Source organism: Klebsiella huaxiensis, assembly GCF_003261575.2.
GTDB lineage: Bacteria > Pseudomonadota > Gammaproteobacteria > Enterobacterales > Enterobacteriaceae > Klebsiella > Klebsiella huaxiensis.
The window spans coordinates 5067319-5080606 of sequence record NZ_CP036175.1; the positions used below are offsets into that span (position 1 = coordinate 5067319).

13 protein-coding genes are annotated in these 13288 nt (G+C 57.4%); 9 read left to right on the top strand and 4 right to left on the bottom strand.

What is annotated here, in order from left to right; translation table 11 throughout:
- The first annotated feature begins 14 nt into the window (after positions 1–14).
- From oadA to citB, 4 genes are all read left to right on the top strand, one after another.
- Positions 15–1781, top strand: coding sequence for a sodium-extruding oxaloacetate decarboxylase subunit alpha (gene oadA, locus DA718_RS24160; RefSeq protein WP_112217433.1), 1767 nt, complete (start codon positions 15–17; stop codon positions 1779–1781).
- Positions 1782–1796: 15 nt separating this feature from the next.
- On the top strand, positions 1797–3098 hold the full coding sequence (locus DA718_RS24165) for an oxaloacetate decarboxylase subunit beta (protein WP_130624401.1): 1302 nt from the start codon (positions 1797–1799) through the stop codon (positions 3096–3098).
- A 220-nt stretch (positions 3099–3318) separates the two neighbouring features.
- The gene (gene citA / locus DA718_RS24170; protein ID WP_112215170.1) at positions 3319–4947 is read left to right on the top strand and encodes a citrate sensor histidine kinase CitA; all 1629 of its coding nucleotides are present in this window, start codon (positions 3319–3321) and stop codon (positions 4945–4947) included.
- Positions 4940–5638 (top strand): citrate response regulator transcription factor CitB, encoded by a 699-nt coding sequence (gene citB / locus DA718_RS24175; RefSeq protein WP_110272637.1) that lies wholly within the window; start codon positions 4940–4942, stop codon positions 5636–5638. The genes citA and citB overlap by 8 nt, the downstream gene beginning before the upstream one ends.
- Here the strand turns inward: citB and DA718_RS24180 are convergent.
- Positions 5635–6651, bottom strand: coding sequence for a LacI family DNA-binding transcriptional regulator (locus tag DA718_RS24180; protein ID WP_110272638.1), 1017 nt, complete (start codon positions 6649–6651; stop codon positions 5635–5637). The two genes, citB and DA718_RS24180, sit on opposite strands and share 4 nt — an antisense overlap.
- A 189-nt stretch (positions 6652–6840) precedes the next feature.
- On the opposite strand from DA718_RS24180, the gene DA718_RS24185 reads away from it, so the two are divergent.
- Genes DA718_RS24185 through DA718_RS24205 form a run of 5 tightly spaced genes read left to right on the top strand, consistent with a single transcriptional unit; the run spans position 6841 to position 11151 of the window.
- Positions 6841–8586 carry a class I mannose-6-phosphate isomerase gene (locus DA718_RS24185; protein ID WP_112215031.1) on the top strand — a complete coding sequence of 582 codons (1746 nt, stop codon included), beginning with the start codon at positions 6841–6843 and terminating at the stop codon, positions 8584–8586.
- Between the two features lie 4 nt (positions 8587–8590).
- Positions 8591–9019: a PTS sugar transporter subunit IIA gene (locus tag DA718_RS24190; protein WP_112215032.1), complete on the top strand. Its 429-nt coding sequence runs from the start codon at positions 8591–8593 to the stop codon at positions 9017–9019.
- An 11-nt stretch (positions 9020–9030) separates the two neighbouring features.
- Positions 9031–9525 (top strand): PTS sugar transporter subunit IIB, encoded by a 495-nt coding sequence (locus DA718_RS24195; RefSeq protein ID WP_112215033.1) that lies wholly within the window; start codon positions 9031–9033, stop codon positions 9523–9525.
- A 10-nt stretch (positions 9526–9535) separates the two neighbouring features.
- Positions 9536–10333, top strand: a complete 798-nt coding sequence (locus DA718_RS24200) for a PTS mannose/fructose/sorbose/N-acetylgalactosamine transporter subunit IIC (protein ID WP_112215034.1) — start codon at positions 9536–9538, stop codon at positions 10331–10333.
- Positions 10333–11151 (top strand): PTS system mannose/fructose/sorbose family transporter subunit IID, encoded by an 819-nt coding sequence (locus DA718_RS24205; RefSeq protein ID WP_112215035.1) that lies wholly within the window; start codon positions 10333–10335, stop codon positions 11149–11151. The genes DA718_RS24200 and DA718_RS24205 overlap by 1 nt, the downstream gene beginning before the upstream one ends.
- A gap of 42 nt (positions 11152–11193) precedes the next feature.
- Here the strand turns inward: DA718_RS24205 and DA718_RS24210 are convergent, their stop codons facing one another.
- The 3 genes from DA718_RS24210 to DA718_RS24220 form a co-directional block, all read right to left on the bottom strand.
- Positions 11194–11976: a glucose-6-phosphate isomerase family protein gene (locus DA718_RS24210; RefSeq protein ID WP_112215036.1), complete on the bottom strand. Its 783-nt coding sequence runs from the start codon at positions 11974–11976 to the stop codon at positions 11194–11196.
- Positions 11969–12532, bottom strand: coding sequence for a glucose-6-phosphate isomerase family protein (locus tag DA718_RS24215; protein WP_112215037.1), 564 nt, complete (start codon positions 12530–12532; stop codon positions 11969–11971). The genes DA718_RS24210 and DA718_RS24215 overlap by 8 nt, the downstream gene beginning before the upstream one ends.
- A 125-nt stretch (positions 12533–12657) precedes the next feature.
- Positions 12658–13287: an alanyl-tRNA editing protein gene (locus tag DA718_RS24220; RefSeq protein WP_112215038.1), complete on the bottom strand. Its 630-nt coding sequence runs from the start codon at positions 13285–13287 to the stop codon at positions 12658–12660.
- Position 13288 lies beyond the last annotated feature (1 nt).

Here is a 13288-nt window from a genome sequence, read left to right on the forward strand (position 1 = left end):
TCACGGAGCATTCCATGACCGTTGCCATTACCGATGTCGTCCTGCGCGACGCCCACCAGTCCCTTTTCGCCACCCGCCTGCGCCTTGACGATATGCTGCCGATTGCCGCTCAGCTCGACGACGTGGGCTACGGCTCCCTCGAATGCTGGGGCGGCGCCACCTATGACGCCTGCATCCGCTTTCTCGGCGAAGACCCGTGGGTCCGCCTGCGCGAGCTGAAAAAAGCCATGCCGAAGACCCCGCTGCAGATGCTGCTGCGCGGCCAGAACCTGCTCGGCTACCGCCACTACGCCGATGACGTGGTGGAGCGCTTCGTTGAACGCGCCGTTAAAAACGGCATGGACGTGTTCCGCGTCTTCGACGCCATGAACGACCCGCGCAATATGAAGGCGGCTTTACAAGCCGTGCGCAGCCACGGTGCGCACGCTCAGGGCACGCTCTCGTACACCACCAGCCCGGCGCACACCCTGCAGACCTGGCTGGACCTGACCGAACAGCTGCTGGAAACCGGCGTCGATTCCATCGCCATCAAGGATATGTCCGGCATTCTCACCCCGTCGGCGGCCTTTGAGCTGGTGAGCGAAATCAAAAAACGCCACGACGTGCGCCTGCACCTGCACTGCCACGCCACCACCGGGATGGCGGAGATGGCCCTGCTGAAGGCCATCGAAGCGGGTGTTGACGGCGTCGACACCGCCATCTCTTCCATGAGCGCCACCTACGGCCACCCGGCCACCGAGGCGCTGGTCGCCACCCTCGCCGGGACACAGTACGACACCGGGCTGGATATCCTGAAGCTGGAGAGCATCGCCGCGTACTTCCGCGAGGTGCGCAGGAAGTACCACGCCTTTGAAGGCCAGCTGAAGGGCTACGACAGCCGTATTCTGGTGGCCCAGGTGCCGGGCGGGATGCTCACTAATCTCGAGGGTCAGCTGAAGCAGCAGAACGCCGCCGACAGGCTGGATGAGGTGCTGGCGGAAATTCCCCGCGTGCGCGAGGACCTCGGTTTTATCCCGCTGGTCACCCCGACCTCGCAGATTGTCGGCACCCAGGCGGTGCTTAACGTCCTCACCGGCGAGCGCTACAAAACTATCGCTAAAGAAACGGCGGGGATTCTGAAAGGCGAATACGGCCATACTCCGGTACCGGTGAATGCGGCATTGCAGGCCCGCGTGCTGGAAGGAGCTGCCCCGGTGACCTGCCGCCCGGCGGACCTGCTGAAACCGGAGCTGGCGCAGCTTGAGGCCGACGTGAAGCGCCAGGCGCAGGAGAAGGGTATTCAGCTTGCGGAAAACGCCATCGACGACGTGCTGACCGTGGCGCTGTTCCCGCAAATCGGCCTCAAATTCCTTGAGAACCGCCACAACCCGGCGGCGTTTGAGCCGGTGCCGCAGGCGGAAACCGCGCAGCCGGTGGCAAAAGCAGAAAAACCGGCCGCTTCCGGTATTTACACCGTGGAGGTGGAAGGTAAGGCCTTTGTGGTCAAAGTCAGCGACGGCGGCGATATCAGCCAGTTGACGGCGGTTGCACCTGCCTCCACGCCAGCCGCTGCCGCTCCGGCCGGCGCAGGCACCCCGGTCACCGCGCCGCTGGCGGGCAACATCTGGAAGGTAATTGCCACAGAGGGCCAGATGGTGGCGGAAGGCGACGTGCTGCTGATTCTGGAAGCCATGAAGATGGAAACCGAAATCCGCGCCGCGCAGGCCGGGACCGTGCGCGGTATCGCCGTGAAGTCCGGGGACGCGGTCGCCGTGGGCGACACCCTGATGCAGCTGGCGTAAGGAAGAGGAACAGAAATGGAAAGTCTGAACGCCCTGATTCAGGGCATGGGCCTGATGCACCTCGGCATCGGCCAGGCCATCATGCTGCTGGTGAGCCTGCTGCTGCTGTGGCTGGCGATTGCGAAGAAGTTCGAGCCGCTGCTGCTGCTGCCGATTGGCTTCGGCGGGCTGCTGTCGAATATCCCGGAGGCCGGGCTGGCGCTGACCGCGCTGGAGAGCCTGCTGGCCCATCACGACGCCGGGCAGCTGGCGGTGATTGCCGCGAAGCTCAACTGCCTGCCGGACGTGCATGCCATCAAGGAGGCATTAGCGCTGGCGCTGCCGTCGGTACAAAACCAGATGGAAGACCTCGCCGTGGATATGGGCTACTCGTCCGGGGTGCTGGCGATTTTCTATAAGGTCGCCATCGGTTCAGGCATCGCCCCACTGGTGATTTTTATGGGCGTGGGGGCGATGACCGACTTCGGCCCGCTGCTGGCCAACCCGCGCACCCTGCTGCTGGGGGCGGCGGCGCAGTTCGGTATCTTCGCCACAGTGCTGGGGGCGCTGACGCTGAACTACTTCGGCCTGATTTCCTTCACCCTGCCGCAGGCGGCGGCCATCGGCATCATCGGCGGCGCGGACGGCCCGACGGCGATTTACCTGTCGGGCAAGCTGGCGCCGGAGCTGCTGGGGGCCATCGCGGTGGCGGCGTACTCGTATATGGCGCTGGTGCCGTTAATCCAGCCGCCGATTATGAAGGCGCTGACCAGCGATAAAGAGCGGAAAATCCGCATGGTGCAGCTGCGCACGGTGAGTAAGCGGGAAAAAATCCTCTTCCCGGCGGTGCTGTTGCTGCTGGTGGCGCTGCTGCTGCCGGACGCGGCGCCGCTGCTGGGGATGTTCTGCTTCGGCAACCTGATGCGCGAGAGTGGCGTGGTGGAGCGTCTGAGCGACACGGTGCAGAACGGTCTGATTAATATCGTGACCATTTTCCTGGGGCTGTCGGTGGGGGCGAAGCTGGTGGCGGACAAGTTCCTGCAACCGCAGACGCTGGGCATCCTGGTGTTGGGGGTGATTGCGTTCTGCGTGGGTACCGCCGCCGGGGTATTAATGGCGAAGCTGCTCAATAAATTCAGTAAGAATCCGATTAACCCGCTGATTGGTTCAGCCGGGGTGTCGGCGGTGCCGATGGCGGCAAGGGTGTCGAACAAGGTGGGCCTGGAGTCGGACGCACAGAACTTCCTGCTGATGCACGCGATGGGTCCGAACGTGGCCGGGGTGATTGGCTCGGCGATTGCCGCCGGGGTGATGCTCAAGTACGTGCTGGCGATGTAGTTCCGTGCTCTTCCCGGAGGCGGCGCTGTGCACCGCCTCCGGGAGAGAGTTCAGGTTACGGTGTAAAAACCCGCTCCTACGGGCAAATCGCCCGCCACCGGGGATACGTAAAACGTCGTATTCCAACTGAATGACTTCTGAAATCAGCAAAACTGTGGGCCGATTCAGCGTCATTGGCCTCGAAAAAAGAGAAAATGACCTTTTGATGTCAATTCGCCCAATGTTTACCCGAAAAATCACGCACTGGTTTGCCCGGCGTTCGTTCCAGAACCGGATCTTTCTGTTGATCCTGTTCACCTCAACAATCGTGATGCTGGCGATGTCATGGTATCTCACCAGCATTACGGAAGAGCGCCTGCATTACCAGGTTGGCCAGCGCGCGCTGATTCAGGCGATGCAAATCTCCGCCATGCCCGAACTGGTCGAAGCGGTAGAAAAACACGATCTGGCACGAATTAAAGCGCTTATCGACCCAATGCGATCGTTTTCCGATGCTACCTACATTACCGTCGGCGATGCGAAAGGCCAGCGTCTGTATCACGTGAATCCTGATGAAATCGGTAAATATATGGAGGGCGGCGACAGCGACGATGCGCTGTACAACGCCAAAAGCTACGTTTCGGTACGCAAAGGATCACTTGGCTCTTCATTACGCGGCAAATCACCTATCCAGGACAGCACCGGCAAAGTGCTCGGCATCGTATCGGTGGGCTATACCATCGAACAGCTGGAGAACTGGCTTAGTTTACAGATCGGATCGCTGATGATCCCGATGGCTATCATGCTGCTCCTGCTGCTCTACTGCGCCCGGCGTTTCTCACTGCACATTAAAAAACAGATGCTGAATATGGAACCGCAGCAGCTATCACAGCTGCTTATTCAGCAAAGCGTGCTGTTTGAATCGGTATTTGAGGGGCTGATTGCTATCGATTCACACTACAAAATTACCGCTATTAATCAGACTGCGCGACGGCTATTGAACCTGAGCCAGCCGGAAACCATCCTGATCGGCAAAAGCATCAGCAGCGTTATCTCCCAGGAGACGTTCTTCTACGACGCGCCGCAGGAGAACAAGAAAGATGAAATCGTCACCTTTAATCAGATCAAAGTGATCGCCAGCCGGATGGCCGTCACGCTCAATAGCGAGCCTCAGGGCTGGGTCATTAGCTTTCGTAGCAAAGACGATATCAACACCCTTAGCCTGCAGCTCAGCCAGGTCCAGCAGTACGCAGATAACCTGCGTGCCGTGCAGCATGAGCATCGCAACCTGATCTCCACTATCGCCGGTCTGCTGTTTTTAAAACGCTACGATAACGCGCTGGATCTCATTCAGCAGCAGTCTGAAAGCCACCAGAAAGTGCTCGATTTTATTGCGCATAATTTTAAAGTGAACCACCTCGCCGGATTGCTGATCGGCAAATACTACCGCGCCAAAGAGCTCGGTTTAGAACTGGTATTCGACCCCTCCTGTTACGTCGACACTCTGCCTTCATCACTTTCACACAATGAATGGATCTCGATCGTCGGCAATCTGCTGGACAACGCCTACAATGCCACCTTGCGCCAGCCGGCAGGCTCAAAGCAGATTGAGTGCCTGATCAACAGCGAGGGCGGTGAAGTGATCATCGAGATCGCCGATCAGGGCTGTGGAATTGATGAGCCAATGCGAGATCGCATTTTTGAACGCGGCGTGACCAGCAGCGACAGCGGCGATCATGGTATCGGCCTGTGGCTGGTTCGTAGCTACGTTGAGCAGGCGGGCGGCAATATCGTCGTCGATGACAACATTCCCTTTGGCGCTATTTTTACTCTTTATATCCCCCTGACCCGAGATGAACATCATGGATAGCATCACAACCCTCATCGTTGAAGACGAACCTATGCTGGCGGAAATCCTGGTGGATACCATCAAACAATTTCCCCAGTTCGCAGTCATTGGCATTGCCGATAAACTGGAAAGCGCCAAAAAGCTGCTCCGTCTCTATCAGCCACAGCTGATTCTGCTGGATAACTTTTTGCCCGATGGCAAAGGCCTCGATCTGATCCGCCACGCCGTCAACACCAACTACAAAGGCCGCATCATTTTTATTACTGCTGATAATCACATGGATACCATCAGTGAAGCCCTGCGGATGGGGGTTTTTGATTATCTGATTAAGCCGGTGCACTATCAGCGCTTGCAGCATACGCTTGAGCGCTTTGCCCGCTATCGCAGCTCACTGCGCTCCAGCGAACAGGCCAGCCAGACCCACGTTGACGCCCTTTTTAATATTCAGGCCAAGGAGCATACCGAAGCCGCTGGGTCTGCGCTGCGCGGCATCGATGAAAGCACCTTTAATCGCGTATTACAGCTCTTCACTGACCCGGAAATCGTTCATACCGCCGACACGCTCGCCCGCATTCTCGGCAGCAGTAAAACTACCGCTCGCCGCTACCTGGAGCAAGGTGTGAAAAACGATTTTCTCGAAGCGGAAATCAGCTACGGTAAAGTCGGCAGGCCGGAGCGAATTTATCACGGTAAAGTGACCGACACCGCTTAATCGCCCTGGCGAAAACCGCAAGATTCGCGGATCACTAGCGCGGGCGGCAGAATAATACGTTTCGGCGGCTCATCATTGCCCTGAATACGGCTATATAGCAGCTCGCCCGCTTTACGACCAATCTCTTTCGCCGCCACCGAAACGGTGGTTAGCGCAGGCTGAACCAGCGCCGCTTCGGTAATATCATCGAAGCCCACCAGCGCAAAATCTCGCCCCGGCTCGCGGCCCATTTTACGCAGCGCCTGCATCACTCCCAGAGCGACAATATCCTGATAGCAAACGGCGGCGGTAATTTGCGGATATTGCGATAACAGCGATTCCGCCACTTTGGCGCCATCAATCTGGCTTGCCTGAGCGGTGACGATCCAGTGTGGATTCGGAGAAATACCGCTTTCCAGCAGCGTGCTGGTAAAACCGCCAATGCGCTGCGCCCGGGTGCCAGAGCTCGGGCTACCGCCGATAAAGGCGATATTCTGATGACCCATTTTTAGCAGATGCGTCGTCGCCATCTGGGTGCCGAGAAAGTTATCAGTGCCGACGAAATCGAAGTCCGGGTCGCTCAACGGGCGCACCACCATAATGGCCGGGATATTGCGTCTTTTCAGCGCATCAAAAAACGAGGACGGTGTTTCCCGCGCCGCGCACAACACCATCCCGCAGGCGCTATTGCGCATCAGCGAGTCCACAAACTTCTGCTGGCGTTCGCCAGATTCTTCACTATTAGCCAGAAACAGCAGTAAATCATGGCGTTCCATTTCATGGCTCAGGCCCGCCGTCATCTCGCCATAAAACGGGTTGGTGATATCGTGCAACAGCAGTCCAACCTGATTGCTGCTGCGGTTGCGTAGGTTGGCGGCGGTCTGATTGTAGACGTAGCCGGTATCATCCAGCGCTTTCAATACCCGGTCGCGTGTGGCCTGCGAAATACGCCCCCGATTGCGTAATACCATTGAGACGGTCGCCGTAGAGACCCCCGCCCGTTCGGCGACCTGCGCCAGCGTCACTGTCGTCATGATTCCTCCTGTTCGTTCACATCAGGTTAATCGAATAACCTAAAAATTGCATTATTCCCTGTGACTGCACTCACATTAACGCCCATTTCATTCGCTCAGTTGCTGATTATGCCGGGTTAATCGCGTTAACCACACTATCAAAATAAGGTTAATCGATTAATCTTTATTTAGCGAATACGGAGAGAAAACATGCAAACGACCTATGATAAATTCCCTGAAGTAGCTATTCAGGGTTACGACGACCAGGCCTGGCAAGGCTGGGAGGCCGTCGCCGCGGCGCTTAATAACCGAATTTCCACCGCGTCCAGAACCATTGTGGTTGTGGATTGTTATCCGGGAGTACGGCTTGCTGAGCTGGAGCAACGCCTGCTGCCGTTACTCAATATCCGGCTTGCGCACAACGTCGAATCTGCCCGCCGGGATGAGCAAGCGCTGCACGACCTGCTGGCGCGCAACCTTACCGACGACCGCGTATTCGGCGTCCTCTCCTGTCATCATCTGGATGAGTTTTTTGATGAAGAAAAGCTATGCCGGATACGCCAGCAAATCGACGCCACCCGCGAGGGCATAATTGTCGTCTACGGGCCAGGTGCGGCATTAGCGCATTCGGGCGATATCCTGATTTACGCCGACCTGCCGCGCTGGGAAATTCAGCAGCGTATGCGTCACGATGGGCTGGGCAACTGGGGGGCTAAGAACCAGGATGAAGATATTCTTCGCCGCTACAAGCGCGCCTTTTTTATTGAATGGCGGGTTTTCGATCGCCATAAAACACCGCTGCTCAAGCGAGCTGATTTTCTGCTCGATACCACCATAGAGAATGCCCCGGCGCTGGTCAGCGGAGAGGCGCTGCGCACCGGGCTGCAACAAACCACTACTCGTCCATTCCGCGTCGCTCCCTTCTTCGACCCCGGCGTCTGGGGCGGGCAGTGGATGAAACAACAATTCGATCTCGATCCCACGGCCCCCAACTACGCATGGTGTTTTGATTGCGTGCCCGAGGAAAACAGCCTGTTACTGCGTTTTGGCGACGTGCGGATCGAGATCCCCTCTCAGGACCTGGTGCTGCTATACCCTCGTGCGCTGCTTGGCGAGAAGGTTCATGCCCGCTTCGGCGCGGAATTTCCGATCCGTTTTGATTTTCTCGACACCATCGGCGGGCAAAATCTGAGTTTCCAGGTCCACCCGCTGACCGAATATATCCAGCAGCAGTTTGGCATGCATTACACCCAGGATGAGAGCTACTACATTCTTGAAGCAGAGCCAGGCGCAGTGGTTTATCTCGGCACCAAAACCGGCATTGAGCCGCAGGCGATGCTGGACGACCTGCGCGCCGCTGGGCGCGGAGAAAAAGCGTTCGACGATGTGCGTTTTGTTAACCAAATCCCGGCGCGGAAACACGATCACTTCCTGATCCCGGCCGGGACGGTCCACTGCTCCGGTAGCGGCACGATGGTGCTGGAGATCAGCGCCACACCGTATATTTTCACCTTCAAGCTGTGGGATTGGGGCCGCCTGGGCCTCGATGGTTTACCACGCCCTGTGCATCTCGATCACGGCGAGCAGGTTATCGACTGGCAGCGTGATACGCAGTGGGTCGAGGAGAATCTGGTGAACCGTATCGATCCCATCGCCGAAGGTGAAGGCTGGCGGGAAGAACGAACCGGAATGCACGAACGCGAGTTTATCGAAACCCGTCGTCACTGGTTTACTGCGCCAGTCACTCACCACACTCAGGGCGGCGTGAACGTGCTGAACCTGGTAGAGGGCGCTCAGGCGGTGGTCGATAGCCCAAGCGGAGCATTTGAGCCCTTCACCGTTCACTATGCCGAGACTTTTATTATTCCCGCAGCGGTCGGCGAATACCGGATTTCACCGGCGGGCGAAGGCATCGGGCAGCAGCTCGCCACCATCAAAGCCTGGGTAAGAGGATAAACGCATGATCAATGTAATTGTCGCCAGCCACGGTCCTCTCGCCGACGCCCTGCTCGCCAGCAGCCGGATGGTTTACGGTGAATTACCGCATGTTTTCACCGTGACCCTTAGCGATCAGGCGGGCATTGAAGGCTTTAAACAGGATTTCGCCACGACGCTAAAAAACGCAGGACACAACGCCGATGGCGTGCTGGTGCTATGCGATATGCAAAGCGGGACCCCGTGGAACGTCGCCTGCCAGCATGCATTTTCCACCGAAACAACGCCTCCGCTCGCCGTCGTGGCGGGCGTGAATTTTCCCATGCTGCTGCAAAGTGAAGACGTTAGCCATTTCACCGACGTTCATGCCGCAGCCGAGCAACTGCTGGAAATGACCGTCCCGACGCTGATAAAAGCCGTTCCGGTTTTATCCGTTCAGTCAGATGATTTTTAAAGGAAACCGCTATGAGTATCTCATTTGTTCGTATTGATGACCGCGTTATCCATGGGCAGCTCGTGACACGTTGGGCCAAAGAGCTGCCCTGCGATGGGATTGTCGCTATTGACGACGCCGTCGCGGCCGACCCGCTGCTCTCATCGGTGATGAAAGGTGCCGTGCAGGACACCAAAGTCTGGCTGTTCGATACCGCAACGGCAATTGAAAAACTGCCCAAGGTGATCGCCAGCGAGAAGCGCTATTTCGTTATCGGTAAATCCCCGCTCACTCTGCAACGCATTGAGCAAGCGGGGATCAGCCTGAAAAACGCCAACGGCAAAATCAACGTTGGCCCGATGAGCGCCCGGGCTGACACCACGACCATCGGCCCAAATCAGTCGGTCAACGCGGACGAGATCGCTGCCTTTGACTGGCTGGTGCAGCACGGGCATCACGTGGAATTCCGCCTGGTCCCGGATGCCAGCTGTTACAGCTGGCAGGACGCCCGACAGAAGCTGAAATAAGGAGCGAACGATGATTATCGAAGCTACGCTAATTGGCATTCTCTGCTACCTGGGCGCGCTGAGCAGTCCCTGGCTTTTCGGGCTGACCGGCGGCTGGTACCTGATTACCCGACCGCTGGTTTCCGGAATGCTGGTCGGGCTGATTCTCGGCGATCTGAAAACCGGGATCATGATAGGCGTTGCGGTACAGGCGGTGTATATCGCGATGGTGACGCCGGGCGGCTCAATGCCTGCGGATCTCAACTTTGTCGCTTATCCGGCCATCGCGCTGGGTATTTTGTCGGGCAAAGGGCCGGAAGTGGCGGTGGCGCTGGCGGCGACAATTGGTATCGCCGGAACCATTTTATTCAACGCGATGATGGTACTGAACTCCTTCTGGAACCACCGGGCCGACGTGGCGCTGGATCGCGGCGATGAGCGCGGGCTGTATCTGAACAGCGCGATCTGGCCGCAGGTGACGAATTTCATTTTGCGTTTCGTACCCACGTTTATCGCGGTCTATTTCGGCGCGCAGTACATCAGCGGTTTTATGGATAGTTTGCCGAAAATCGTGCTGTCGACGATGAACGTGCTGGGCGGCATCCTGCCCGCCGTCGGTATCGCGATCCTGCTTAAGCAGATCATTAAAAACTACACCATGCTGATCTACTTTTTGGTCGGTTTCGTCTGCATCGTTTTTTTGAAGCTCAACATGGTCGCGCTGGTGATCGTTGGTTCGCTGCTGGCGCTTATCCATTACAACTATAAACCGGAACCGCCGCAGGCTGCGGGCGCGAGACCGGTGGTCGATGATGAGGATGAATTCTGATGGAAGAGCGTACTCTTACCCGTAAAGATCTGCGCCGCTGCTGGCGGGCGTGGATGATGCATAACCTGTCGTCAATGAGCTTTGAGCGCCTTGAGTCCTTCGGCTTTTGCCTGAGCATGCTGCCGGTGGCGAAAAAGCTCTACCCGGATGCCGCCCAGCGTACCGAAATGCTGCGCCGTCACGCCTCGTTTTATAATACGGAACCGCAGATCGGCGCGATCGTTAATGGGATGGCGCTGGGGCTGGAGGAGAAAAAGGCCAACGGCGAGCCGATCGACGGCGAAACGATCAACACCCTGAAAGTGGGTCTGATGGGGCCAATTGCCGGGATCGGCGATTCGATGATCCCCGGAATGCTGATCCCTATACTGCTCAGCATCGGGATGGCGCTGGCGGCAGGCGGTAATATTCTTGGGCCGCTGTTTTATACCGTCGCCTGGCTGGCGATTATCCTGCCCGGCTCGTGGTTCCTGTTTCTCAAAGGCTACAAAATGGGCTCCGGCTCGGTGGAGATGCTGGTCAGCAGCAAATCAGCCCGCCTGCGCGAAGCCTTATCGCTATTAGGCGTTTTTGTGATGGGCGGCGTAGCGGCCAGCTATGTCAAGCTGAGCACCGGGCTGGAGTTCATCACCCAGGATGGCGTCAATATCCACGTTCAACAGATGCTCGACGGCATCTTCCCGCAGTTGCTGCCGCTGGTGGTGGTGTTAGGGACCTGGTATTTGATGGCGAAGCGCGGTGTTTCACCGGTGAAAGCGATGGTACTGCTGCTGGTGCTGGCAGCGCTTGGCGTCGCCAGCGGCCTGTTTGCCGGTTAATTTTTGTGGATGTGACACACCGGGGCGTTCAGCCCCGGTTTTTTATGGATGGAAGTTACACCACAGTTCTGCCGTTTTATCCGGGCGGGAGATAAACTGAAAGCGTGCCGGATCGTCAATAAATTGCTGATAAATCGGGGCGGGGGTTATACCAAACTCGGTGTACTCCCGAGGGGTGACCGCCTGTAAACGTCCCGGAACGTAGCGCGGATTATGCTGCCAGACCACATGCTTATCCTGCAATAGCGGATACCACGCCAGCCCCTTATGCGCCCGTACGGCCTCATATTCAAAACCATATTCACGGTCGCACCAGGCACCAAAGGTGAGCGGCACCTCCGGGTTAGCCGATATTGTGGCGTGCCCCCATCCCGGCGGGACCAGTACTTTTTCTCCCGGCCCGGCAATCACCGCAAAGCAGCGGCCCGGGTCGTCCTCAACGTACTCCTGCATATAGATAATCGCGCTGCCCTGCCAGATTTCATACAGCTCCGGCGGCGACCAACCGCTGTGCTGGCTAATACGATGAACATGTCCCTGACTGCGAATCGGCTCTTCACCCAAACGCCCGGCGGCATAGGTCACCACGCCAAACAGCAGCATGCGCTTTTGCAGCGTTTCGCGATCCTGCATCCTCGCCACATCCATGGCGATGGCATAAACCTCTTGCGGGCCGTCGCAATGCGGGTCGCGCAGCGAAGCGCGAATCTGATCGAGGCGGCGGATCTCCGGCATCGGGCCGGTCACATCTTCACCATAGCTAAAACCCAACGGCTGATGATGAATCGCCATATCCAGGCCGTAACGGCGGGCTGAGTCAGCCATTCTGCACCTCCTTTGCCTGAACAGTCTGATTCTCCTCAATCACCCGCAGCGCAAAGCCGCCTGCCAGCGCCGCGTAATCATGCCCGGCGACGGCAGGCCAAACCGCCAGCGCGGAAAGCACATCGTCGCCGACATTGATAAGTCGGTGAGCGGTAAAACCAGGAATGATATGGACCGAACCGACAAAGACCTTCTCCAGTCGCGCCTCGCCCTGCTCATTTTGCAATAGCAGCAAGCCGCTCCCGCGCAGGCCGAAATAGACTTCGCCCTGCTCACGACGATGATGGAAATGGCCGCGGGTCATAAAAAACTCATGACCGACTTTGCCGGGATAAAGGTGGGTTACGCCGGTATAAAGTTCACCCTCAGCGGGTGAAGTGGTCAGCATTTCAACATCATAAACGGTGAGATCGCCGGGCATGGCCTGCCGGGCGAGTTCATCAACAAAAATCCCAGCAAGATCTTCGATTCGCGTTGATTTACGTAATAGCGGGCCGTCGGATAATGCTCCGCTGGCCCATGCCACCTGCGGCGGCTGGATAAAAACAGGATTCATATGTGTCTCCGGCCCGAGGAGAACAGCGCTGTCAGAATAGCAGATTAATCGATTAACCTGCTATCAAGATGGCGTCTTTGCTGGCGAAATCACACAAACAGATTACAGCCACGCGCCCTCCTTTTTCAATCCAGAGTGTAGCTCACGATCATCTGGCCCTTTTTCATCTTCACCTGAGTAATGACGACTTTCCCCAACTCAGACAGGCTGGCAACGTGGGTACCGCCGCAGGGATAGCTCAACATGTCGCCGAAGCCCACCTTGCGCAGGCCATCAGCAAAAGAGACCTGACGCAGTAAATTCTCTGCCTGCCAGGTTTCGACTTTTTCCAGCAGCATGCTGGCCTCGGGCAGCACGGCATTAGCACCCGCCGCAAAAGTAATGCGCCCTTCTCCTGGCCAGTGATGAGCTTTAATCGGCTGCCAGCCGAACGACTCACCAGCTTGACCCAGCAAGTGTCCGGCAGAGTGCAAACGCGCATGTATCTGCCTCGCCTCAATATCGATGCGGATTGCCACCTCATCGAGCACCAGCGGCTGCGAAACAATATGCGCAATGCTATCGCCGCGCGCGATAACGCTTTCAACCGCAACATCAGCAATCCAGCCGCGATCGGCTGGTTGCCCGCCGCCCTGCGGATGAAACAGGGTGCGGTCCAGTTCAATGGCGTAGCGCCCATCGGCTTCGCTCAGACAATTCACCACTCGCGCACGACATTCGGCGGCATCGCTGGTGTAATAAAGACGTTCAGTCATG